Raw genomic sequence first — 24,952 nt, forward strand, 5'->3', positions numbered from 1 at the left:
TTAAGTCCTTGGTGTTTAGGGCGCCTTGCTTCGAGCATAAAAAAACCCGCGCAATGGCGCGGGTTTTTGTCTTAACTGGAGCTGACTTAATGCTGAATGTCGTCCACCAGTCTACCGCGCAATAAGAATGCGTTTAGTAGTAGTAGACCGTTAAAACGAGCAATGTAAGTCATCAATCAAGCTCCAGGCGAATGCGATATGCTTTTAGTGGTACTGGATATGAAGATTGATGTCAACCCCATCCCCCACAAATGCCCCCACTCGGCGGAAAAAATCTCCTGAACTTTGAGCGAATTGTGCTGAATTTTTATGGTTGTATAAAATAAATCAGCGTGTGGATTACATACTTTTCACGATTTGACATATTTGAGCATATTTGTTTTCAGCTATTGTAACGGCATATTGAAGAGATAACTTGTGGATGGATTTTCTATCTTTATGATTTATTGGTTTTTATATTAATTCTGAATAGATTTGAGGTGCCGTGGGAAAAATGATTGATAAATAAATGTTAAGCATCGCGGTGCTAATGATATAAACATTTAATTGAATCTTAAATATACATTCACTTCGTGCATGATTGTGTATTTGTCATGGTTATGTTTATATTGTTTTCGAAATTTAAACGTATGAATCATCATGCAGCGACCTCTGCCCCACTGCGCTCGCATTGGTTTTTGTTCATTCAGGCCAGGGTCTTTATGTTTTCCTAATTTTAATGCTTTCCCTTTTTCTTATTTTATATGCATGGTAAATCATATTAGCGGAGGTTATTTCTGAGCTCCGTCTGGGAAAAGGGAGTTTTGAGTGACAGTGGAGTTAAATATGCCAGAAGTAAAAATAATAGATAAACCTAATCTTTTAGATATGGGGAAACCGCAGCTGCGCATGGTTGACCTTAATTTATTAACCGTTTTTGATGCGGTGATGCAAGAACAGAATATTACTCGCGCAGCGCATTCTCTGGGTATGTCTCAGCCTGCAGTCAGCAACGCAGTCGCGCGTCTGAAGGTTATGTTTAATGATGAGCTCTTTGTGCGCTATGGCCGAGGCATCCAGCCAACTGCACGGGCTTTTCAGCTATTTGGCTCTATTCGTCAGGCGCTGCAATTGGTGCAGAATGAACTGCCAGGGTCCGGTTTTGAACCCACCAGCAGCTCACGTGTATTTAATCTTTGCGTCTGTAGCCCATTGGATAATATCCTCACGTCCTTGATTTACAATCGCGTTGAGCAAGTTGCGCCTAATATTCATGTTGTATTTAAATCCTCGCTCAACCAAAATACAGAACATCAATTACGGTATCAGGAAACAGAATTTGTTATTAGTTATGAAGAATTCCGCCGTCCTGAGTTCACCAGCATCCCGTTATTCAATGATGAAATGGTGTTAGTCGCAAGTAAAAAACACCCACGCATTAGCGGTCCATTACTGGAGAGTGATGTTTATAATGAACAGCATGCGGTAGTTTCTCTCGAACGCTTTGCGTCATTCAGTCAACCCTGGTATGACACTCAGGATAAACAAGCCTGCGTAGCTTATCAGGGAATGGCATTAATCAGCGTACTGAATATTGTATCCCAAACTCATTTGGTTTCTATTGCGCCACGCTGGTTAGCTGAAGAGTTCTCTGAGGCTTTAGAACTGCAAATATTACCGCTACCGTTAAAACTGAATAGCCGGACTTGTTATCTTTCCTGGCATGAAGCCGCTGGTCGGGATAAAGGACATCAATGGATGGAAGAGCTGTTAGTCTCCATCTGTAAGCAGTGACCTATGGCAGAGTAAATCCGATGATGCGTCTGGTTTATTCTGCTTTTTTATTTTTATTTGAAATTTTATGCTGAAATCTGCTTTTGTTTTTTGCCCGGGAGGGCGAAAAATTAGAGTAATCGCTGTAAGTGCTCATTTTTAAGCGATTATTTGTCATTTCATTTGCTTATACTGGTTTAATTCTCCGTTTATTCGATTCTTTCCTCCGTTTTATTCTTATCCGCCGTTACGCCACCACTTCAGTGTCAATTGCCATGCCTTATCGTCAGCGGTTAATGTGTTGTTAAACCGTTATTCATTATAAGAGTGGAGGCAAGCCATGGAGATGTTGTCTGGAGCCGAGATGGTCGTCCGATCGCTCATCGATCAGGGTGTGAAGCAGGTATTCGGGTATCCCGGGGGCGCAGTCCTCGATATTTATGATGCTTTGCATACGGTCGGTGGTATTGATCATGTGCTGGTCCGCCATGAGCAGGCAGCGGTCCATATGGCCGATGGTCTGGCACGTGCGACGGGGGAAGTGGGCGTTGTGTTGGTCACCTCAGGGCCGGGAGCAACCAATGCGATCACCGGTATCGCAACGGCGTACATGGACTCCATCCCGCTGGTGATCCTCTCCGGACAGGTGGCTACCTCTCTGATTGGCTACGATGCCTTTCAGGAGTGCGACATGGTGGGGATTTCTCGCCCGGTGGTAAAACACAGCTTTCTGGTTAAACAAACGGAAGACATCCCGCAGGTGCTGAAAAAAGCCTTCTGGCTGGCGGCAAGTGGTCGTCCGGGACCGGTGGTAGTGGATTTGCCGAAAGATATTCTGAATCCGGCGAAGAAACTGCCTTACAGCTGGCCGGAGTCGGTGAGCATGCGTTCGTATAATCCGACGACGACCGGACATAAAGGGCAGATAAAACGCGCTCTGCAGACGTTAGTAGCGGCTAAAAAACCGGTTGTGTACGTGGGGGGCGGGGCAGTGAATGCTGCCTGCCACGAACAGCTAAGGCAGATTGCTGAAGCACTAAATCTGCCGGTTGTCTCCTCACTAATGGGCTTAGGTGCGTTTCCGGCAACGCATCGTCAGGCGCTGGGCATGTTGGGTATGCATGGTACCTATGAAGCGAATATGACTATGCATCATTCGGATGTGATATTTGCGGTCGGCGTGCGCTTTGACGATCGTACAACCAATAATTTGGCAAAATATTGCCCGAATGCGACCGTGTTACATATCGATATCGACCCCACCTCTATTTCAAAAACCGTCACGGCGGATATTCCAATCGTGGGCGATGCTCTCCTGGTGCTGGATCAGATGCTTGAGCTGCTGGAGCAGGAGAAATCGCAGCAGCCGCTGGACGATAACCGTGACTGGTGGCAACAGATTGAGCACTGGCGCGCCCGTCAGTGCCTGAAATACGACACTCAAAGCGAAAGTATTAAACCGCAGGCAGTGATCGAAACCATCTGGCGTCTGACAAAAGGGGATGCGTATGTGACCTCTGACGTTGGTCAGCATCAGATGTTTGCTGCGCTGTACTATCCGTTTGATAAACCGCGCCGCTGGATCAACTCAGGCGGCCTCGGCACCATGGGATTCGGTTTACCCGCAGCGTTAGGGGTGAAGATGGCACTGCCGAATGAAACGGTAGTCTGCGTTACCGGTGATGGCAGTATTCAGATGAATATTCAGGAGCTGTCGACGGCGCTGCAATATGAGCTGCCGGTGCTGGTACTCAACCTTAACAACCGCTATCTCGGCATGGTGAAACAGTGGCAGGACATGATCTATTCCGGGCGTCATTCGCAGTCTTATATGCAGTCGCTACCTGATTTTGTTCGTCTTGCTGAAGCATATGGGCATATTGGTATCCAGATAAATCATCCGGATGAGCTGGAAAGCAAACTGGGGGAAGCACTGGAACATGTGCGTAACCATCGTCTGGTGTTTGTCGATGTCACCGTCGACGGTAGTGAACATGTCTACCCGATGCAGATTCGTGGGGGTGGGATGGATGAAATGTGGTTAAGCAAAACGGAGAGGACCTGATTATGCGCCGGATATTATCAGTATTACTGGAAAACGAGTCTGGGGCATTATCGCGCGTAATAGGCCTCTTCGCTCAGCGTGGTTACAACATTGAAAGCCTGACCGTCGCGCCGACTGACGATCCGACCTTATCACGGATGACGATCCAGACCGTGGGCGATGAGAAAGTCCTTGAGCAGATCGAAAAGCAGCTCCACAAGCTGGTGGACGTTCTGCGCGTTAGCGAGCTGGGGCAGGGCGCTCACGTTGAACGAGAAATCATGCTGGTGAAAATCCAGGCCAGCGGTTATGGCCGGGAAGAAGTGAAACGCAACACGGAGATTTTTCGTGGGCAAATTATCGACGTTACGCCGTCGATCTACACCGTACAACTGGCGGGCACCAGCGATAAGCTGGATGCGTTTCTGGCAACACTGCGTGAAGTCGCTAAAATTGTGGAAGTTGCCCGTTCCGGCGTGGTGGGACTCTCCCGAGGCGATAAAATCATGCGTTAATAGCCGACTGTAGGCCTGATAAGCACAGTGCCATCAGGCATCATCGTGGAGGTCATGCCGGATGGCGGCGTAAATGCCTTATCCGGCCTACAGGTAACGTACCCGTTTTCGCTGATGCTACCTGTTGCGCTTTTTTTTGCGAAATCAGCAGTAACCAGAGACAAAAGCGGTTGCCGCAGTCATTATTCTGCGCTTAGATGTTAATAAATTTAACCCATGCCATCTTAAAGGTTATGGTTTGTACATTTTACGCAAGGGGCAATTGTGAAACTGGATGAAATCGCTCGGTTGGCCGGCGTTTCGCGAACGACTGCAAGCTACGTTATTAATGGCAAAGCAAAGCAATACCGCGTAAGCGACAAAACGGTCGAAAAAGTCATGGCGGTGGTGCGCGAACATAATTACCACCCTAATGCTGTGGCGGCCGGGCTCCGTGCTGGACGCACACGTTCTATCGGGTTAGTAATCCCGGACCTGGAGAATACGAGTTATACCCGCATTGCAAACTACCTGGAACGTCAGGCGCGTCAGCGTGGGTATCAACTGCTGATTGCCTGCTCTGAAGATCAGCCGGATAACGAAATGCGCTGTATTGAGCACCTTTTGCAGCGTCAGGTTGACGCCATTATTGTGTCTACCTCATTACCGCCGGAACATCCGTTCTATCAGCGCTGGGCGAACAGTTCATTCCCGATTGTGGCGCTGGATCGTGCGCTGGATCGTGAACACTTCACCAGTGTTGTCGGCGCAGACCAGGATGATGCGGAAATGCTGGCGGAGGAATTGCGTAAATTCCCTGCTGAAACCGTGCTCTATCTGGGGGCGCTCCCTGAATTATCGGTCAGTTTCCTGCGCGAACAGGGTTTCCGTACCGCGTGGAAAGACGATCCGCGTGACGTGCACTTCCTGTATGCCAATAGCTATGAGCGGGAGGCAGCAGCGCAGTTGTTTGATAAATGGCTGGAAACACATCCGATGCCTCAGGCACTGTTCACCACCTCATTCGCGCTATTGCAGGGGGTGATGGATGTGACATTGCGTCGCGATGGGCAACTGCCATCCGATTTAGCCATTGCCACGTTTGGCGATCACGAACTGCTCGACTTCCTGCAATGTCCGGTGCTGGCAGTGGCACAGCGCCACCGAGATGTGGCTGAACGTGTGCTGGAGATCGTCCTTGCAAGCCTTGATGAACCGCGTAAACCAAAACCAGGATTAACGCGCATTCGGCGTAATCTGTACCGCCGCGGCATCCTTAGCCGTAACTAAGTGGTTGCTATTGATGGCATTGGAGAGAATGCTTCGATGCCATCAAATATTTTATTCTCAGAAATAACCTTATTCTATTTAAGAATATTCTTTAGAATTATCTGAAATTTATTCTTTAATTATCCTAATTTAAAAATGCAACTATCCTTTTTTGGGTTATTGATACGTAACGGCGCGTTACGTTTGTATTATTTTGTTACATGCTTGTGTGGATTTGCCGAATTAACAAACACTTTGCCGCCGAATTGCGGCAATCTCTCACCTTCCTTGGCCGTACGGGCCGTACAGACCGATGAACTGGTACTGTTATCTCGCTGCATATTGTCCTAAAATGCCGCTCGCGTCGCAAACTGACACTTTATATTTTCCTCGGTTGATATTGAGTTGTTTTAAACAATGATGAGTTGTTGGATTTTTTTCTTACAAATATTCATGACGTTAATTTGCTTCGTTTGCTGTACGGAATTTGTTCAACGCAGATATTAGCCGTAAACAATGGGTTTTTTGCTCCGCTAAGCGCCGTGACTTGCTTGACAAGGTTTTCCTCCGCTCCGTAAACTCCTTTAAGTGGGAATTTGTGGGATAAAGTGGTAATCGGGGGTGAGACTGGCATGTTCCGGGGAGCAACGTTAGTTAATCTCGACAGTAAAGGGCGCTTATCGGTGCCTACCCGTTATCGGGATCAACTGCTCGAGAGCGCTACCGGTCAAATGGTTTGTACCATTGACATCCATCACCCGTGCCTGCTGCTGTACCCCCTGCCTGAATGGGAAATTATCGAGCAGAAGTTATCGCGTCTGTCGAGCATGAATCCAGTTGAGCGTCGCGTACAGCGCTTATTGCTGGGTCATGCCAGCGAATGTCAGATGGATAACGCCGGTCGCTTATTGATCGCGCCCATTCTGCGACAACACGCAGGGCTAACGAAAGAAGTGATGCTGGTTGGGCAGTTCAATAAGTTTGAGCTGTGGGATGAAACGACCTGGTATCAACAGGTCAAGGAAGATATCGACGCTGAGCAGTCTGTGACCGGCGCGCTGTCGGAACGATTGCAGGACTTGTCTCTATAAGATGATGGAAAATTATAAACACACCACGGTGTTGCTGGATGAAGCCGTAAACGGCCTGAATATTCGTCCAGACGGCATCTACATTGATGGGACATTTGGTCGCGGTGGTCATTCACGTCTGATCCTCTCACAGCTTGGTGAAGAGGGACGTTTACTGGCAATCGATCGCGATCCGCAGGCTATTGCCGTTGCAAAGACGATTACAGATCCCCGTTTTTCCATCGTACATGGACCTTTTTCTGCGTTGGCTGACTATGTCGCCGAACGCGGACTGACCGGTAAGATCGACGGGATTCTTCTCGATCTTGGGGTTTCATCTCCGCAGCTTGATGACGCGGAGCGCGGTTTTTCGTTTATGCGTGACGGTCCGTTAGATATGCGTATGGACCCAACACGCGGTCAGTCAGCGGCTGAATGGCTGCAAACCGCCGATGAAGCAGACATTGCCTGGGTGATTAAAACTTTTGGCGAAGAACGCTTCGGCAAACGCATTGCTCGCGCCATTGTCGAGCGCAATCGCATCGAACCGATGACTCGCACCAAAGAGCTGGCGGAAGTGATTGCGGCGGCAATGCCGGTGAAAGACAAATTCAAACATCCCGCGACCCGTACCTTCCAGGCGGTGCGCATTTGGGTGAACAGTGAACTGGAGGAGATAGAGCAGGCGCTAAAAAGCTCGCTCAGCGTGCTGGCACCAGGTGGTCGCCTTTCGATAATCAGTTTCCATTCGCTTGAAGATCGCATTGTGAAACGCTTTATGCGCGAACAAAGCCGTGGTCCTCAGGTTCCGGCTGGAATACCGATGACCGAAGCGCAGATCAAAAAGCTGGGCGGCCGTGAGTTAAGAGCACTAGGCAAGATGATGCCGGGCGAAGAAGAGGTAGCTGAAAATCCTCGTGCCCGTAGTTCAGTTCTGCGTATTGCAGAGAGGACGAACGCATGATCAGCAGAGTGACAGAAGCCCTCAGCAAAGTTAAGGGATCGATAGGAAGCAACGAGCGCCATGCCTTGCCTGGTGTGATCGGTGACGATCTTTTGCGGTTTGGGAAGCTGCCACTCTGCCTGTTCATTTGCATTATTTTGACGGCGGTTACCGTCGTGACAACAGCACACCATACGCGGTTACTGACCGCGCAGCGTGAGCAGCTGGTTCTGGAGCGAGATGCGCTGGATATCGAATGGCGCAACTTGATCCTTGAGGAGAACGCGCTCGGCGACCATAGCCGTGTTGAACGGATCGCAACGGAAAAGCTGCAAATGCAGCATGTTGATCCCTCACAAGAAAACATCGTAGTACAAAAATAAGGATAAACGCGACGCATGAAAGCAGCGGCAAAAACGCACAAACCAAAACGCCAGGAAGAACAAGCCAACTTTATCAGTTGGCGTTTTGCGTTACTGTGCGGCTGTATTTTGCTGGCACTGGGTTTTCTGCTGGGGCGCGTTGCCTGGCTGCAAATCATCGCGCCGGACATGCTGGTACGTCAGGGCGACATGCGCTCTCTGCGCGTCCAGGAAGTGTCCACCTCGCGCGGGATGATTACCGACCGTTCAGGACGTCCGCTGGCGGTGAGCGTTCCGGTGAAGGCGATTTGGGCCGACCCGAAAGAGGTGCATGACGCAGGCGGCGTGAGCGTTGGCGAGCGCTGGAGAGCGCTGTCGACTGCGCTGAACCTCCCGCTCGATCAACTGGCTTCCCGCATTAACGCCAACCCGAAAGGGCGCTTTATCTATCTGGCGCGTCAGGTAAACCCTGACATGGCTGATTACATCAAAAAACTGAAGCTGCCAGGTATCCATCTGCGCGAAGAATCCCGCCGTTACTACCCTTCCGGAGAAGTGACCGCTCACCTCATCGGTTTTACCAACGTCGACAGCCAGGGGATTGAAGGCGTTGAGAAGAGCTTCGATAAATGGCTCACCGGACAACCGGGTGAACGTATTGTACGTAAAGACCGCTATGGCCGCGTCATTGAAGATATCTCCTCTACCGACAGCCAGGCGGCGCACAACCTGGCGCTGAGTATCGATGAGCGTTTACAGGCGCTGGTCTACCGTGAACTGAATAACGCCGTGGCGTTTAACAAGGCTGAGTCAGGCAGTGCGGTGCTGGTGGATGTGAACACCGGTGAAGTGCTGGCAATGGCCAACAGTCCGTCTTACAACCCGAACAATCTCACCGGTACGCCGAAAGACGCGATGCGTAACCGTACCATTACCGACGTGTTTGAGCCGGGTTCTACCGTTAAACCGATGGTGGTGATGACCGCGCTGCAGCGTGGCGTGGTACGTGAAAATACCGTACTTAACACCATTCCTTACCGAATTAATGGCCACGAAATTAAAGACGTGGCGCGTTATAGCGAATTGACCCTTACCGGGGTTTTGCAGAAGTCGAGTAACGTCGGTGTTTCCAAGCTGGCGTTAGCGATGCCGTCCTCAGCGTTAGTAGATACTTACTCACGTTTTGGGCTGGGAAAAGCGACCAATTTGGGGTTGGTCGGAGAACGCAGTGGCTTATATCCTCAAAAACAACGGTGGTCTGACATAGAGAGGGCCACCTTCTCTTTCGGCTATGGGCTAATGGTAACGCCGTTACAGTTAGCGCGAGTCTACGCAACGATCGGCAGCTATGGCGTTTATCGCCCGCTGTCGATTACCAAAGTTGACCCTCCTGTTCCGGGCGAGCGTATCTTCCCGGAAGCGACCGTACGCACCGTGGTGCACATGATGGAAAGCGTGGCGCTGCCTGGTGGCGGCGGCGTGAAGGCGGCGATTAAAGGTTATCGCATCGCCATTAAAACCGGTACGGCGAAAAAAGTCGGGCCAGATGGCCGCTACATCAATAAATACATTGCTTATACCGCAGGTGTTGCGCCTGCGAGTCAGCCGCGCTTCGCGCTGGTTGTTGTTATCAACGATCCGCAGGCGGGTAAATATTACGGTGGCGCCGTTTCCGCGCCGGTCTTTGGTGCCATCATGGGCGGCGTTTTGCGCACCATGAACATCGAGCCGGATGCGCTGACAACGGGCGATAAAAATGAATTTGTGAATAATCAAGGCGAGGCAACAGGTGGCAGATCGTAATTTGCGCGACCTTCTTGCTCCATGGGTGCCGGGTGCACCGGAGCGAGCACTGCGAGAGATGACACTCGACAGCCGTGTGGCTGCATCGGGCGATCTCTTTGTCGCAGTATTGGGTCATCAGGCGGACGGGCGTCGGTATATCCCGCAGGCGATAGCGCAAGGTGTGGCTGCCATTATTGCAGAAGCAAAAGATGAAGCTGCTGACGGTGAAATCCGCGAAATGCACGGTGTACCGGTTATCTATCTGAGCCAGCTTAACGAACGCTTATCTGCACTGGCGGGCCGTTTTTACCACGAGCCTTCTGAAAAAATGCGTCTGGTCGGTGTGACCGGAACGAACGGTAAAACCACCACCACCCAACTGCTGGCACAGTGGAGCCAACTGCTTGGTGAAACCAGTGCGGTAATGGGAACGGTAGGTAATGGCCTGCTGGGTAAAGTGATCCCGACGGAAAATACTACTGGTTCAGCCGTTGACGTTCAGCATGTGCTGGCGGGTCTGGTTGAACAGGGCGCGACCTTTGGCGCGATGGAAGTTTCATCGCATGGTCTGGTTCAGCACCGCGTGGCGGCGCTGAAATTTGCGGCCTCAGTATTTACCAACTTAAGCCGTGACCATCTCGATTATCACGGCGATATGGAGCACTACGAAGCCGCGAAATGGCTGCTGTATTCCACGCACCATTGCGGGCAGGCCATTGTTAATGCGGATGATGAAGTCGGTCGCCGCTGGCTGGCTAAACTTCCCGATGCGGTTGCCGTATCAATGGAAGACCACATTACCCCGAACTGTCACGGTCGTTGGTTAAAAGCGATTGACGTGGATTATCACGATAGCGGCGCGACGATTCGATTTGCTTCCTCATGGGGCGACGGCGAAATTGAAAGCCGCCTGATGGGGGCGTTTAACGTCAGCAATTTGCTGCTGGCGCTGGCCACACTGTTGGCGTTGGGGTATCCGTTAGCTGATTTACTGAAAACGGCGGCACGACTGCAGCCGGTTTGCGGGCGCATGGAAGTGTTCAGCGCGCCGGGCAAAACCACCGTGGTAGTTGATTACGCCCATACGCCGGATGCACTGGAAAAAGCGCTGCAGGCGGCCCGTCTGCATTGCACCGGCAAGCTGTGGTGCGTCTTTGGCTGCGGCGGCGATCGCGACAAAGGTAAACGTCCGTTGATGGGCGCCATTGCCGAGCAGTTTGCCGATGTCGTTGTGGTTACGGATGACAACCCGCGCACCGAAGAGCCTCGCGCCATTATCAATGACATTCTGGCGGGGATGCTGGATGCCGGGCAGGCCAAAGTAATGGAAGGCCGTGCTGAAGCGGTCACTAGCGCCATCATGCAGGCAAAAGAAAATGACGTGGTGCTGGTCGCTGGCAAAGGCCATGAAGATTACCAGATTGTTGGTGCACACCGTCTCGACTACTCCGATCGCGTGACGGCAGCACGTCTGCTGGGGGTTATCGCATGATTAGCGTAACGCTCAGCCAACTGGCGGAGATCCTCCGTGGCGAACTGAAAGGGGCCGATCTGGCCCTTGATGCGGTGACAACCGATACGCGTAAAGTGACGCCGGGCTGCCTGTTTGTGGCACTGAAAGGCGAACGCTTTGATGCCCATGATTTTGCAGACAAAGCGCAAGAGAGCGGGGCCGGTGCGCTGTTGGTCAGCCGCCCGTTGGACACCAACCTGCCGCAGCTGATTGTTAACGATACGCGTCTGGCGTTTGGTGAACTGGCTGCGTGGGTTCGCGCCCAGGTTCCGGCGCGCGTTGTCGCGCTGACCGGCTCATCCGGTAAAACCTCTGTTAAAGAGATGACGGCTGCCATTCTGAGCCAGTGTGGTAACACCCTATATACCGCGGGCAACCTGAATAACGACATCGGCGTACCGATGACGCTGCTGCGCTTAAACAACGATTATGACTATGCCGTGATTGAACTTGGCGCCAATCATCAGGGTGAAATCGCCTGGACCGTTGGGTTGACGCGTCCGGAAGCGGCGCTGGTGAACAACCTGGCCGCCGCGCATCTGGAAGGCTTCGGTTCTCTGGCGGGCGTGGCGAAGGCAAAAGGTGAGATTTTTACCGGCCTGTCAGCGAACGGTATCGCCATTATGAATGCCGACAACAACGACTGGCTGAACTGGCAAAGCATCATCGGCGATCGCAAAGTCTGGCGTTTTTCGCCGAATGCGGCTAACAGCGACTTTTCGGCGGCCAACGTACATGTGACCTCGCATGGCACGGAATTTTCTCTGCAAACGCCGACCGGAAGCATTGATGTCCTGCTGCCGTTACCGGGTCGCCATAATATCGCTAACGCCCTTGCGGCGGCGGCGCTTTCTATGGCGGTAGGCGCGACGCCAGAGGCGATCAAAGCGGGTCTGAAAGATTTGCAAGCGGTCCCGGGACGTCTGTTTCCGATTCAACTCGCGGAAAATCAGCTGCTGCTGGACGACTCCTATAACGCTAACGTCGGCTCAATGACCGCAGCGGTGCAGGTGCTGTCTGAAATGCCTGGCTACCGCGTACTGGTCGTTGGCGATATGGCAGAGCTTGGCGCGGAAAGTGAAGCCTGCCACGTGCAGGTGGGTATCGCTGCGAAGGCGGCGGGTATCGACCGTGTGCTGAGTACAGGGAAACTGAGTCAGGCAATTAGCCATGCCAGCGGCGTTGGTGAGCATTTTGCGGATAAAACCGCGCTGACCGCGCATCTTAAAGCGCTGATTGCAGAACATCAGATCATGACGATTTTAGTGAAGGGTTCACGTAGTGCCGCCATGGAAGAGGTAGTACGCGCATTACAGGAGAATGGGACATGTTAGTTTGGCTGGCCGAACATTTGGTCAAATATTATTCCGGCTTTAACGTCTTTTCCTATCTGACGTTTCGCGCCATCGTCAGCCTGCTGACCGCGCTGTTCATCTCTTTGTGGATGGGCCCGCGCATGATTGCCCGCTTACAAAAAATGTCCTTTGGACAGGTCGTACGTAACGACGGTCCGGAATCGCACTTCAGTAAACGCGGTACGCCAACCATGGGTGGGATCATGATCCTCACCGCGATAGTTATCTCCGTACTGCTGTGGGCATATCCGTCGAACCCGTACGTATGGTGCGTGCTGGTGGTATTGATTGGCTACGGCATTATCGGTTTTGTCGATGACTACCGCAAAGTGGTGCGCAAAGATACCAAGGGCCTGATTGCCCGCTGGAAGTACTTCTGGATGTCGGTCATTGCATTAGGGGTCGCGTTTGCGCTGTATCTGGCCGGTAAAGACACTCCGGCGACCGAGCTGGTGGTGCCGTTCTTTAAAGACGTGATGCCGCAACTGGGGCTGTTCTACGTGCTGCTGGCGTACTTCGTGATTGTCGGTACCGGGAATGCGGTAAACCTTACCGACGGCCTGGATGGACTGGCGATTATGCCGACCGTGTTTGTGGCCGCCGGTTTTGCGCTGGTGGCATGGGCGACCGGTAACATGAACTTTGCTAACTATCTGCACATTCCTTATTTACGCCACGCTGGCGAATTGGTGATTGTCTGTACGGCGATTGTCGGCGCAGGTTTAGGCTTCCTGTGGTTTAACACCTATCCGGCGCAGGTCTTTATGGGCGACGTCGGTTCGCTGGCGCTGGGTGGCGCGCTGGGCATTATTGCCGTACTGCTGCGTCAGGAGTTCCTGTTAGTGATCATGGGCGGCGTATTTGTTGTAGAAACGCTGTCGGTCATTCTGCAGGTGGGCTCCTTTAAGCTGCGCGGACAGCGCATCTTCCGTATGGCGCCGATTCACCATCACTATGAACTGAAGGGCTGGCCGGAACCGCGCGTTATTGTGCGCTTCTGGATTATTTCGCTGATGCTGGTGCTGATTGGCCTGGCAACGCTGAAGGTACGTTAATCATGGCTGATTACCAGGGTAAAAAAGTCGTCATTATCGGTCTGGGATTGACCGGGCTGTCCTGCGTGGATTTCTTTCTGGCGCGTGGCGTGACGCCGCGCGTGATGGATACCCGTGCGACGCCGCCTGGCCTGGATAAATTACCGGAAGCGGTTGAGCGTCATGTTGGCAGCCTGAATGATGACTGGCTGCTGGCTGCCGATCTCATCGTCGCCAGCCCTGGTATTGCCCTGGCGCATCCTTCGTTGAGCGCCGCTGCTGATGCAGGGATTGAAATTGTTGGCGACATTGAGCTGTTTTGTCGCGAAGCACAGGCGCCGATCGTCGCGATCACCGGGTCCAACGGTAAAAGCACCGTCACGACGCTGGTTGGCGAAATGGCGAAAGCGGCCGGAGTAAACGTCGGCGTTGGCGGTAATATTGGCCTGCCTGCGCTGATGCTGCTGGATGACGAACGCGAACTGTATGTTCTGGAACTGTCCAGCTTCCAACTGGAGACAACCTCCAGCTTACGGGCTGTCGCGGCCACCATTTTGAACGTCACTGAAGATCATATGGACCGTTATCCGTTTGGACTGCAGCAGTACCGTGCAGCCAAACTGCGCGTCTATGAGAACGCGAAAGTATGCGTGGTCAACGCCGATGATGCGCTGACTATGCCGGTTCGTGGTGCAGATGAGCGTTGCGTGAGCTTTGGCGTCAATATGGGGGACTATCACCTGAATCGTCAGCAGGGCGAAACCTGGCTGCGAGTGAAAGGGGAAAAAGTCCTCAACGTGAAAGAGATGACGCTTACCGGCCAGCATAACTATACCAACGCCCTGGCAGCGCTGGCGCTGGCGGATGCTGCGGGTCTGCCACGGGCGTCGAGCCTGAAAGCACTGACCACCTTTACCGGTCTGGCGCACCGTTTTCAGTTGGTGCTGAACCATAACGGCGTACGCTGGATTAACGATTCGAAAGCCACCAACGTGGGCAGTACCGAAGCTGCGCTGAATGGCCTGCACGTTGACGGCACGCTGCACCTGCTGCTGGGCGGCGACGGAAAATCCGCTGACTTTATGCCGCTGCAACGTTACCTGACCGGCAACAATATTCGTCTGTACTGCTTTGGCCGCGATGGCGCGCAACTCGCCGCTCTGCGACCTGATGTTGCGGAACAAACTGAAACCATGGAACAGGCGATGCGTCTTCTTGCGCCGCGCGTGAAGCAGGGCGATATGGTGCTGCTGTCGCCAGCCTGCGCCAGCCTCGATCAGTTCAAGAACTTTGAGCAACGTGGCGACGTCTTTGCCCGTCTGGCGAAGGAGTTGGGTTGATGCGTTTATCTCTCCCTCGTCTGAGAATGCCGCGCGTACCGGGATTGGGTGTCCTGGCGTGGATCTTTGCGGCGCTTAAAGGCTGGGTGATGGCTTCGCGTGATAAAGACGCCGACAGCCTGATCATGTATGACCGCATGCTGCTGTGGCTGACCTTTGGTCTGGCGGCGATCGGCTTCGTGATGGTGACATCAGCATCGATGCCTGTAGGGCAACGCCTGGCGGGCGATCCGTTCCTGTTCGCCAAACGTGATGCGCTGTATATCTTCCTGGCGTTCTGTCTGGCGATGGTGACGCTGCGTCTGCCGATGGAGTTCTGGCAAAAGTACAGCACGACGATGCTGATAGCCTCAATCATCATGTTGTTGATCGTTCTGGTGGTGGGGAGCTCCGTTAACGGGGCGTCGCGCTGGATTGCGTTGGGCCCGCTGCGTATTCAGCCTGCGGAATTTACCAAGCTGTCGCTGTTCTGTTATCTCGCCAATTATCTGGTGCGTAAAGTGGATGAGGTGCGTAACAACCTGCGCGGCTTCTTAAAACCGATGGGCGTGATCCTGGTGCTGGCTATTTTACTGCTGGCGCAGCCTGACCTCGGTACGGTGGTGGTGCTGTTTGTTACCACGTTGGCGATGCTATTTTTGGCTGGCGCCAAATTGTGGCAATTCATCGCCATCATCGGCATGGGGATTTCGGCGGTCGTACTGCTGATCCTTGCCGAGCCGTATCGTATTCGCCGCGTAACTTCCTTCTGGAACCCGTGGGAAGATCCGTTTGGCAGCGGCTATCAGCTGACACAGTCTCTGATGGCTTTTGGTCGCGGTGAAGTGTGGGGCCAGGGATTGGGTAATTCAGTCCAAAAACTGGAGTATTTGCCGGAAGCGCACACCGACTTTATCTTCGCCATTATTGGGGAGGAGCTGGGTTATATCGGTGTGGTACTCGCTCTTTTAATGGTATTCTTCGTCGCTTTTCGCGCGATGTCGATTGGTCGTAAGGCGCTGGAAATTGACCACCGTTTTTCAGGTTTCTTAGCCTGCTCCATCGGGATTTGGTTTAGCTTCCAGGCGCTGGTAAACGTCGGCGCGGCGGCGGGTATGCTGCCAACGAAAGGTCTGACGTTGCCGTTGATCAGTTATGGTGGTTCAAGTTTGTTGATCATGTCGACAGCCATCATGTTTTTGTTACGTATTGATTATGAAACGCGTCTGGAAAAAGCCCAGGCGTTTACACGAGGTGCACGATGAGTGGTCAACCGAAGCGGTTAATGGTGATGGCGGGCGGTACCGGTGGACATGTGTTCCCGGGGCTGGCGGTTGCGCACCATTTAATGGCCCAGGGCTGGCAGGTTCGTTGGCTGGGCACCGCCGATCGTATGGAAGCGGACTTAGTGCCGAAACACGGCATTGAAATTGACTTTATTCGCATCTCCGGTTTGCGTGGCAAAGGTGTTAACGCGCTGCTTGCCTCCCCCGTGCGTATTTTTAATGCCTGGCGTCAGGCGCGCGCCATCATGAAGCAGTTTAAGCCTGATGTGGTGCTGGGTATGGGCGGCTACGTGTCCGGCCCTGGCGGTCTGGCGGCCTGGTCATTAGGCATTCCGGTAGTTCTGCATGAGCAGAACGGTATTGCGGGATTAACCAACAAATGGTTGGCGAAGATCGCGACGAAGGTGATGCAGGCCTTCCCTGGTGCTTTCCCGAATGCGGACGTGGTGGGGAATCCAGTGCGTACTGATGTCCTTGCACTGCCGTTACCCGAAGAACGTTTGGCTGGGCGTGAAGGTCCGGTGCGCGTGCTTGTTGTCGGAGGTTCGCAGGGCGCGCGCGTGCTGAACCAGACGATGCCGCAGGTCGCCGCTAAACTTGGCGACGCAGTGACTATCTGGCATCAGAGCGGTAAAGGCGCGCAGCAAACCGTTGAGCAGGCTTATGCCGATGCGGGACAACCGCAACACAAGGTCACTGAATTTATTGATGATATGGCGGCAGCCTACGCGTGGGCGGATGTTGTGGTCTGTCGCTCAGGCGCGCTGACGGTGAGCGAGATTGCTGCCGCAGGTTTGCCGGCGTTGTTTGTGCCGTTCCAGCACAAAGACAGACAGCAGTACTGGAATGCGCTGCCGCTGGAGAAAGCGGGCGCTGCCAAAATTCTTGAGCAGCCGCAGTTTACTGTGGATGCCGTCGCCAGCACCCTTGCCGGGTGGTCGCGAGAAACCTTATTAACCATGGCAGAACGTGCGCGCGCCGCATCCATACCGGATGCCACAGAGCGTGTTGCAACTGAAGTGAGCCGGGCTGCCCGGGTGTAATTGTTGTGATGCCTTTTGCATCGCATGAACTGAGAAGTTAATGGCTAAAGAATGAATACACAACAACTGGCAAAACTGCGTTCCATCGTGCCCGAAATGCGTCGCGTTCGGCACATCCACTTTGTCGGCATCGGTGGTGCCGGTATGGGCGGTATTGCCGAAGTTTTGGCCAATGAAGGTTATCAGATCAGCGGTTCTGACTTAGCGCCGAATCCGGTGACGCAGCAGTTGACGAATCTGGGCGCCACGATTTTCTTTAATCATCGCCCGGAAAACGTGCGTGATGCGAGCGTGGTGGTGGTGTCCAGCGCTATTTCTGCGGATAACCCGGAAATTGTTGCGGCCCATGAAGCGCGTATCCCGGTGATCCGCCGTGCGGAGATGCTGGCAGAGTTGATGCGTTTTCGTCACGGTATCGCCATTGCCGGGACCCACGGTAAAACCACGACCACGGCGATGGTCTCCAGCATCTATGCGGAAGCGGGTCTGGATCCGACTTTCGTCAACGGCGGTTTGGTGAAAGCAGCAGGCGTCCATGCTCGTCTGGGGCATAGCCGTTATTTGATTGCCGAAGCGGATGAGAGCGACGCGTCGTTCCTGCATTTGCAGCCGATGGTGGCGATTGTCACCAATATCGAAGCTGACCATATGGATACCTACCATGGCGACTTCGAAAATTTAAAGCAGACGTTTATTAATTTCCTGCATAACTTGCCGTTTTATGGTCGTGCGGTGATGTGCGTTGACGATCCGGTGATCCGCGAGTTGTTGCCGCGGGTTGGTCGTCAAACCACAACCTATGGTTTCAGCGATGATGCTGATGTGCGCGTCGAAGATTATCAGCAGATTGGTCCACAAGGGCACTTCACGCTGCTGCGCCAGGGGATGGCTGATTTACGCGTTACGTTAAACGCGCCGGGCCGCCACAATGCGCTGAACGCGGCGGCGGCGGTGGCAGTTGCAACAGAAGAAGGCATTGAAGACGAGGCTATTTTACGCGCGCTGGAAAGTTTCCAGGGGACCGGGCGTCGTTTTGACTTCCTCGGCGAGTTCCCGCTTGAGCCGGTGAACGGGAAAGCCGGAACTGCGATGCTGGTCGATGACTATGGCCATCACCCAACGGAAGTGGACGCCACGATCAAAGCCGCACGCGCAGGTTGGCCGGACAAAAATTTGGTGATGCTGTTCCAGCCGCACCGCTTCACGCGTACACGCGATTTGTACGACGACTTTGCCAATGTGCTGACACAGGTTGATGCGCTGCTGATGCTGGACGTGTATGCCGCGGGCGAAGCCGCGATTCCGGGTGCAGATAGCCGCTCGCTGTGCCGTACCATTCGTGGTCGCGGTAAGATCGATCCTATTCTGGTGTCCGATCCGGCCCAGGTAGCGGAAATGCTGGCACCGGTATTAACCGGCAACGATCTGATTTTGGTGCAAGGTGCTGGAAATATCGGCAAAATCGCACGTTCCTTAGCTGAAATCAAACTGAAGCCGCAAAACCCGGAGGAGGAACAACATGGCTGATAAAATCGCGGTCCTGTTAGGGGGCACCTCCGCAGAACGAGAAGTGTCGCTGAATTCTGGCGCGGCTGTACTCGCCGGGTTGCGTGAAGGTGGTGTAGATGCCCATCCGGTTGACCCGAAAGAGGTTGATGTCACTCTTCTGAAATCAATGGGTTTTCAGAAGGTGTTTATTGCTCTGCACGGTCGCGGCGGTGAAGATGGTACGTTGCAGGGCATGCTGGAGCAGATCGGCCTGCCGTATACCGGTAGCGGCGTTATGGCATCGGCTATCTCAATGGACAAGCTGCGCAGCAAGCTGCTGTGGCAGGGGGCTGGATTGCCCGTTGCGCCATGGGTGGCATTGACCCGTGCTGAGTTTGAAAAAGGACTTAGCGATGAAGTGGTTACGAGAGTTTCTGCGTTAGGCTTGCCGTTGATTGTGAAGCCAAGCCGTGAAGGTTCCAGCGTCGGGATGTCAAAAGTTGAAGAAGAAAATGCTTTGCAAACTGCATTAGTATTGGCTTTTCAGCATGATGAAGAAGTACTGATTGAAAAATGGCTCAGTGGGCCAGAATTCACAGTTGCGATACTCGGCGAAGAAATTTTACCGTCAATACGTATCCAACCTGCGGGAACCTTCTATGATTATGAGGCGAAGTATCTGTCTGATGAGACACAATATTTCTGCCCTGCAGGTCTGGAAGTTGGCCAGGAGGCCGAATTACAGGCGTTAGTCCTGAATGCGTGGAACGCATTGGGCTGTAAAGGCTGGGGCCGTATTGACGTCATGCTGGACAGCGATGGCCAGTTTTATCTGCTGGAAGCGAATACCTCTCCGGGTATGACCAGCCACAGTCTGGTGCCGATGGCGGCACGTCAGGCGGGCCTGAGCTTCTCGCAGTTGGTGGTTCGAATTCTGGCGTTGGCGGACTGATATGTCGCAGGCTGCGCTGAACACGCGAAACGGTGATGAAGAAGAAGTAAACTCCTCACGCCGCAATAATGGAACGCGTCTTGCAGGAATACTGTTCCTGCTGACAGTGCTGTGCACCGTGTTTGTCAGCGGCTGGGTCGTGTTGGGATGGATGGAAGATGCGCAGCGTTTGCCATTGTCGAAGCTGGTATTGACCGGTGAGCGACATTACACGCGCAATGACGATATTCGTCAGTCCATTCTGGCGCTGGGCGCTCCGGGAACCTTTATGACTCAGGATGTGAACATCATTCAGAGTCAGATTGAACGCCTTCCCTGGATTAAGCAGGCGAGCGTCAGAAAGCAGTGGCCTGATGAATTGAAGATTCATCTGGTTGAATATGTGCCAATAGCGCGTTGGAATGACCAACATATGGTGGATGCCGATGGCAATACGTTCAGCGTCCCAACCGGTCGGGCCAATAAGCAGGTATTACCCATGTTGTATGGCCCGGAAGGCAGCGCGAGTGAAGTGTTGCAAGGGTTCCGCGATATGGGGCAGGTGCTGGCTAAGGATAGATTCACCCTGAAGGAAGCGGCGATGACCGCTCGTCGTTCCTGGCAGTTAACGCTTAATAACGATATTAAGCTCAATCTTGGCAGGGGCGATACGATAAAACGTTTGGCTCGCTTTGTGGAACTCTACCCGGTTTTACAGCAGCAGGCGCAAACCGATGGCAAACGGATTAGCTACGTTGATTTGCGTTATGACTCAGGAGCGGCAGTAGGCTGGGTTCCCTTGCCTCCTGAGGAATCTAATCAGCAACAGAATCAGGCACAGGCAGAACAACAATGATCAAGGCGACGGACAGAAAACTGGTAGTTGGACTGGAGATTGGCACCGCGAAGGTAGCCGCTTTAGTAGGGGAAGTTCTGCCCGACGGTATGGTCAATATCATTGGCGTGGGCAGTTGCCCATCGCGAGGTATGGATAAAGGTGGGGTGAATGACCTTGAGTCAGTGGTGAAATGCGTACAGCGCGCCATTGACCAGGCTGAACTGATGGCAGATTGCCAGATTTCCTCAGTGTATCTGGCGCTTTCAGGTAAACATATTAGCTGTCAGAATGAAATTGGTATGGTGCCCATTTCCGAAGAGGAAGTGACCCAGGAAGATGTGGAAAATGTTGTGCATACGGCAAAATCCGTACGTGTGCGCGATGAACATCGTGTACTGCACGTTATTCCACAGGAATACGCCATTGACTACCAGGAAGGCATTAAAAATCCAGTCGGGCTTTCCGGCGTGCGTATGCAGGCAAAAGTACATCTGATTACCTGCCACAACGACATGGCGAAGAACATCGTCAAAGCCGTTGAACGCTGTGGCCTGAAAGTTGACCAACTGATATTTGCCGGGTTGGCAGCCAGTTATTCCGTGTTAACGGAAGACGAACGTGAGCTGGGTGTCTGCGTGGTCGATATTGGTGGTGGTACAATGGACATCGCCGTTTATACTGGCGGGGCGTTGCGCCATACCAAAGTAATCCCTTATGCAGGGAATGTGGTCACCAGCGATATCGCGTATGCCTTTGGTACGCCGCCGAGCGATGCTGAAGCCATCAAAGTGCGTCATGGTTGTGCGCTGGGTTCTATCGTTGGTAAAGATGAGAGCGTTGAAGTGCCAAGCGTCGGTGGTCGTCCGCCACGCAGTCTGCAACGTCAGACTCTGGCTGAGGTCATTGAGCCGCGTTATACCGAGCTGCTTAACCTGGTCAACGAAGAAATTTTGCAATTACAGGAACAACTTCGCCAGCAGGGTGTGAAACATCATCTGGCGGCGGGGATTGTGTTAACCGGTGGTGCTGCGCAAATTGAAGGTCTTGCGGCCTGCGCTCAGCGCGTGTTTCATACGCAGGTGCGTATTGGTGCGCCGCTCAATATTACCGGTCTGACAGATTATGCCCAGGAGCCGTATTATTCAACGGCAGTGGGGTTGCTTCATTACGGGAAAGAATCCCATTTAAGTGGTGAAGCTGAAGTTGAAAAACGTGTAACGGCATCAGTTGGTTCGTGGATTAAACGACTCAATAGTTGGCTGCGAAAAGAGTTTTAATTTTTATGAGGCCGGCAATAATTACGGCCTCAGGCGACAGGCACATACACAACGTCATTCAAGTTGCATCGCGACGGCAACTGAGCGAATCTCCTGGAACATAGTTTACTATGTGACGGGAGTGAGTGAAGGCAGCCAACAAAGAGGCGGCTTGAAGGATAAAGTGTAAAACGGAGAGAGAAACTATGTTTGAACCTATGGAACTGACCAATGACGCGGTGATTAAAGTCATCGGCGTCGGCGGCGGCGGCGGTAATGCCGTTGAACACATGGTGCGCGAGCGCATCGAAGGTGTTGAATTCTTCGCGGTGAATACCGACGCTCAGGCGTTGCGTAAAACGGCGGTTGGACAGACCATTCAGATTGGTAGCGGCATCACCAAGGGTCTGGGCGCGGGTGCAAACCCGGAAGTCGGTCGCAATGCGGCAGACGAAGACCGTGAAGCTCTGCGTGCAGCGCTTGACGGCGCAGACATGGTGTTCATCGCAGCAGGCATGGGCGGCGGGACCGGGACCGGTGCAGCGCCAGTGGTTGCTGAAGTAGCAAAAGATTTAGGTATTCTGACCGTTGCTGTCGTGACTAAGCCTTTCAACTTTGAAGGCAAGAAGCGTATGGCATTTGCGGAGCAGGGTATCACCGAGTTGTCCAAACATGTGGACTCTCTAATTACTATTCCGAACGACAAACTGCTGAAAGTGCTGGGTCGCGGTATCTCCCTGCTGGATGCGTTTGGCGCAGCGAATGATGTGCTGAAAGGCGCAGTCCAGGGTATCGCTGAACTGATTACCCGTCCGGGCCTGATGAACGTCGACTTTGCAGACGTGCGCACCGTGATGTCCGAAATGGGCTATGCGATGATGGGTTCTGGCGTGGCGAGCGGTGAAGATCGCGCTGAAGAAGCGGCTGAAATGGCTATCTCTTCACCTCTGCTGGAAGATATCGATCTGTCTGGCGCGCGTGGCGTGCTGGTTAACATTACTGCGGGCTTCGACCTGCGTCTGGATGAGTTCGAAACCGTGGGTAACACCATCCGTGCATTTGCATCGGATAACGCGACTGTGGTTATCGGTACTTCTCTGGACCCGGATATGAACGACGAACTGCGCGTTACCGTTGTTGCCACTGGAATTGGTATGGACAAGCGTCCTGAAATCACTCTGGTGACCAACAAGCAGGTTCAGCAGCCGGTAATGGATCGTTACCAGCAGCACGGCATGGCGCCGTTGACGCAAGAGCAAAAACCGGTAGCGAAGGTGGTTAACGACAATACGCCGCAGACCACTAAAGAGCCGGATTATCTGGATATCCCTGCATTCCTGCGTAAGCAAGCTGATTAAGAATTAGCTGGAATTTGGGGATTGTGGCTCTTTGTGCTAAACTGGCCCACCGAATGTATAGTACACTTCGGTTGGATAGGTAATTTGGCGAGATTATACGATGATCAAACAAAGGACTCTTAAACGTATCGTTCAGGCGACTGGCGTCGGTTTACATACCGGCAAAAAAGTCACCTTGACATTACGCCCTGCGCCGGCCAACACCGGGGTCATCTATCGTCGCACCGACTTGAATCCTCCGGTAGATTTCCCGGCCGATGCCAAATCTGTGCGTGATACCATGCTCTGTACGTGTCTGGTCAACGAGCATGATGTGCGGATTTCAACCGTTGAGCATCTTAATGCTGCTCTGGCGGGCTTAGGTATCGATAACATCGTTATTGAGGTTAATGCCCCGGAAATCCCGATCATGGATGGTAGTGCTGCTCCGTTCGTCTACTTGCTGCTTGATGCAGGTATTGAAGAACTGAACAGTGCGAAGAAATTTGTCCGCATCAAAGAGACCGTTCGCGTCGAAGATGGCGACAAGTGGGCTGAGTTTAAGCCGTTTAATGGTTTTACGTTGGATTTCACCATCGACTTTAACCATCCGGCGATCGACTCCAGCACCCAGCGCTATGCGATGAACTTCTCTGCTGATGCGTTCATGCGTCAGATCAGCCGTGCGCGTACTTTCGGCTTCATGCGTGATATCGAATATCTGCAGTCCCGCGGCCTGTGCCTGGGCGGCAGCTTCGATTGTGCCATCGTTGTTGACGATTATCGCGTACTGAACGAAGACGGCCTGCGTTTTGAAGATGAATTCGTTCGTCACAAAATGCTCGACGCGATCGGTGACTTGTTCATGTGTGGTCACAACATTATTGGTGCATTTACCGCGTATAAATCCGGTCATGCATTGAATAACAAACTGTTGCAGGCGGTCCTGGCAAAACAGGAAGCCTGGGAATATGTGACCTTCCAGGACGACGCAGAACTGCCGCTGGCGTTCAAAGCGCCTTCGACCGTACTGGCATAACGACATACGTTGTCGTATAAATTCGACTGGTAAATCTGGCACTCTCTCCGGCCAGGTGAGCCAGTCGTTTTTTTTATCCTCCAATAGCTCACCGTCTTTTTCGATGCGACTTTTTTCCCGCTGTCAGATTAAAATACTGAGCGATCGCTGCTTTCTTAAGCATATTTACCCGCGACTTGCGTCATTACTGCTGTGGTGCGAACGCATTAATGGTAATATTTGTGCGCAAAAAATGGTTTTGCATTTATAACCCCAAACGCAGGGTAGATCAGGTGGCAATAACGTGAGTGGAATACTGACGCGCTGGCGACAGTTAGGCAGACGGTACTTCTGGCCGCATCTCTTATTAGGGATGGTCGCGGCAAGTTTTGGCCTGCCCGCGATCGGTAATGCTGCTGAACCTAATACCCCCGCGAAGGCGACCGCCAGCAATCACGATCAAGGCGCTAAAGTTAACTTTAACCAGCTTGCTTTGCTGGAAGCCACTAACCGTCGCCCGAATTTTACTGTTGATTATTGGCATCAACATGCCATTCGTACGGTTATACGCCATCTTTCTTTTGCTATGGCCCCTCAGGCGCTGCCCGTTGCCGAAGAGCCGTTGCCAATCCAGGCGCACCATCTTGCGTTACTGAATACGCTTAGCGCGATGCTGACGCAGGAAGGCAGACCGCCGGCGACAGTAAGTCGCGTGACATATGCCCATTTCACTTCTCAGGCCGCGTTTAGTGTTCCTGTCTGGATAAGCCAGCAGCAGGGTATCCGCGCTGGTCCTCAACGCCTCAGCTAAAAAA

General features: G+C 52.8%; 22 protein-coding genes. 21 read left to right on the forward strand and 1 reads right to left on the reverse strand.

All coding sequences use genetic code 11. The features are described from left to right. Nucleotides 1-86 precede the first annotated feature (86 nt). Nucleotides 87-173: a leu operon leader peptide gene (leuL, locus tag AL515_RS24080; protein ID WP_105242147.1), complete on the reverse strand. Its 87-nt coding sequence runs from the start codon at nt 171-173 to the stop codon at nt 87-89. 652 nt (nt 174-825) lie between these two features. Here leuL and leuO point away from each other — a divergent pair. From leuO to secM, 21 genes are all read left to right on the forward strand, one after another. After that, nucleotides 826-1,773: a transcriptional regulator LeuO gene (leuO, locus tag AL515_RS05450; protein WP_061067238.1), complete on the forward strand. Its 948-nt coding sequence runs from the start codon at nt 826-828 to the stop codon at nt 1,771-1,773. A gap of 319 nt (nt 1,774-2,092) precedes the next feature. Beyond that, on the forward strand, nt 2,093-3,817 hold the full coding sequence (gene ilvI, locus AL515_RS05455; RefSeq protein ID WP_071887318.1) for an acetolactate synthase 3 large subunit: 1,725 nt from the start codon (nt 2,093-2,095) through the stop codon (nt 3,815-3,817). 2 nt (nt 3,818-3,819) lie between these two features. Next, the gene (gene ilvN / locus AL515_RS05460; protein ID WP_003829566.1) at nt 3,820-4,311 is read left to right on the forward strand and encodes an acetolactate synthase small subunit; all 492 of its coding nucleotides are present in this window, start codon (nt 3,820-3,822) and stop codon (nt 4,309-4,311) included. 264 nt (nt 4,312-4,575) lie between these two features. After that, entirely contained in the window at nt 4,576-5,580 is a 1,005-nt protein-coding gene (gene cra, locus AL515_RS05465; RefSeq protein WP_005124558.1) for a catabolite repressor/activator, read from the forward strand. A gap of 611 nt (nt 5,581-6,191) precedes the next feature. After that, nucleotides 6,192-6,650 carry a division/cell wall cluster transcriptional repressor MraZ gene (gene mraZ / locus AL515_RS05475; protein ID WP_003018792.1) on the forward strand — a complete coding sequence of 153 codons (459 nt, stop codon included), beginning with the start codon at nt 6,192-6,194 and terminating at the stop codon, nt 6,648-6,650. A gap of 1 nt (nt 6,651) precedes the next feature. Continuing rightward, nucleotides 6,652-7,593, forward strand: coding sequence for a 16S rRNA (cytosine(1402)-N(4))-methyltransferase RsmH (rsmH, locus tag AL515_RS05480; RefSeq protein ID WP_006686694.1), 942 nt, complete (start codon nt 6,652-6,654; stop codon nt 7,591-7,593). Next, nucleotides 7,590-7,955, forward strand: a complete 366-nt coding sequence (ftsL, locus tag AL515_RS05485; RefSeq protein ID WP_000625651.1) for a cell division protein FtsL — start codon at nt 7,590-7,592, stop codon at nt 7,953-7,955. Before rsmH ends, ftsL begins: the two co-directional genes overlap by 4 nt. Nucleotides 7,956-7,970: 15 nt before the next feature. After that, nucleotides 7,971-9,737, forward strand: coding sequence for a peptidoglycan glycosyltransferase FtsI (gene ftsI, locus AL515_RS05490; RefSeq protein WP_003018783.1), 1,767 nt, complete (start codon nt 7,971-7,973; stop codon nt 9,735-9,737). After that, nucleotides 9,724-11,211 carry a UDP-N-acetylmuramoyl-L-alanyl-D-glutamate--2,6-diaminopimelate ligase gene (gene murE / locus AL515_RS05495; protein WP_061067240.1) on the forward strand — a complete coding sequence of 496 codons (1,488 nt, stop codon included), beginning with the start codon at nt 9,724-9,726 and terminating at the stop codon, nt 11,209-11,211. Before ftsI ends, murE begins: the two co-directional genes overlap by 14 nt. Beyond that, entirely contained in the window at nt 11,208-12,566 is a 1,359-nt protein-coding gene (gene murF, locus AL515_RS05500; protein ID WP_061067241.1) for a UDP-N-acetylmuramoyl-tripeptide--D-alanyl-D-alanine ligase, read from the forward strand. Before murE ends, murF begins: the two co-directional genes overlap by 4 nt. After that, complete coding sequence (gene mraY / locus AL515_RS05505) at nt 12,560-13,642, forward strand: phospho-N-acetylmuramoyl-pentapeptide-transferase (RefSeq protein WP_003018774.1); 1,083 nt, start codon at nt 12,560-12,562, stop codon at nt 13,640-13,642. Before murF ends, mraY begins: the two co-directional genes overlap by 7 nt. Nucleotides 13,643-13,644: 2 nt before the next feature. Further along, complete coding sequence (murD, locus tag AL515_RS05510) at nt 13,645-14,961, forward strand: UDP-N-acetylmuramoyl-L-alanine--D-glutamate ligase (RefSeq protein ID WP_061067242.1); 1,317 nt, start codon at nt 13,645-13,647, stop codon at nt 14,959-14,961. Further along, entirely contained in the window at nt 14,961-16,205 is a 1,245-nt protein-coding gene (ftsW, locus tag AL515_RS05515; protein ID WP_048212695.1) for a cell division protein FtsW, read from the forward strand. Before murD ends, ftsW begins: the two co-directional genes overlap by 1 nt. Next, complete coding sequence (gene murG / locus AL515_RS05520; RefSeq protein WP_061067243.1) at nt 16,202-17,269, forward strand: undecaprenyldiphospho-muramoylpentapeptide beta-N-acetylglucosaminyltransferase; 1,068 nt, start codon at nt 16,202-16,204, stop codon at nt 17,267-17,269. The genes ftsW and murG overlap by 4 nt, the downstream gene beginning before the upstream one ends. Nucleotides 17,270-17,320: 51 nt before the next feature. After that, complete coding sequence (gene murC / locus AL515_RS05525) at nt 17,321-18,796, forward strand: UDP-N-acetylmuramate--L-alanine ligase (RefSeq protein WP_061067244.1); 1,476 nt, start codon at nt 17,321-17,323, stop codon at nt 18,794-18,796. After that, nucleotides 18,789-19,709: a D-alanine--D-alanine ligase gene (locus AL515_RS05530; RefSeq protein WP_061067245.1), complete on the forward strand. Its 921-nt coding sequence runs from the start codon at nt 18,789-18,791 to the stop codon at nt 19,707-19,709. The genes murC and AL515_RS05530 overlap by 8 nt, the downstream gene beginning before the upstream one ends. 1 nt (nt 19,710) lies before the next feature. After that, the gene (ftsQ, locus tag AL515_RS05535; RefSeq protein WP_048212692.1) at nt 19,711-20,544 is read left to right on the forward strand and encodes a cell division protein FtsQ; all 834 of its coding nucleotides are present in this window, start codon (nt 19,711-19,713) and stop codon (nt 20,542-20,544) included. Continuing rightward, nucleotides 20,541-21,803 carry a cell division protein FtsA gene (gene ftsA, locus AL515_RS05540; RefSeq protein WP_003018755.1) on the forward strand — a complete coding sequence of 421 codons (1,263 nt, stop codon included), beginning with the start codon at nt 20,541-20,543 and terminating at the stop codon, nt 21,801-21,803. The genes ftsQ and ftsA overlap by 4 nt, the downstream gene beginning before the upstream one ends. Nucleotides 21,804-21,988: 185 nt before the next feature. Continuing rightward, a complete protein-coding gene (gene ftsZ / locus AL515_RS05545; RefSeq protein WP_003018753.1) occupies nt 21,989-23,140 on the forward strand; it encodes a cell division protein FtsZ in 1,152 nt (383 codons plus the stop codon). A 100-nt stretch (nt 23,141-23,240) separates the two neighbouring features. Continuing rightward, nucleotides 23,241-24,158 (forward strand): UDP-3-O-acyl-N-acetylglucosamine deacetylase, encoded by a 918-nt coding sequence (gene lpxC / locus AL515_RS05550; RefSeq protein WP_061067246.1) that lies wholly within the window; start codon nt 23,241-23,243, stop codon nt 24,156-24,158. 283 nt (nt 24,159-24,441) lie between these two features. Further along, a complete protein-coding gene (secM, locus tag AL515_RS05560) occupies nt 24,442-24,948 on the forward strand; it encodes a secA translation cis-regulator SecM (RefSeq protein WP_061067247.1) in 507 nt (168 codons plus the stop codon). The last annotated feature ends 4 nt before the right edge of the window (nt 24,949-24,952 follow it).

The organism is Citrobacter sp. FDAARGOS_156, assembly GCF_001559235.2.
GTDB lineage: Bacteria > Pseudomonadota > Gammaproteobacteria > Enterobacterales > Enterobacteriaceae > Citrobacter > Citrobacter youngae.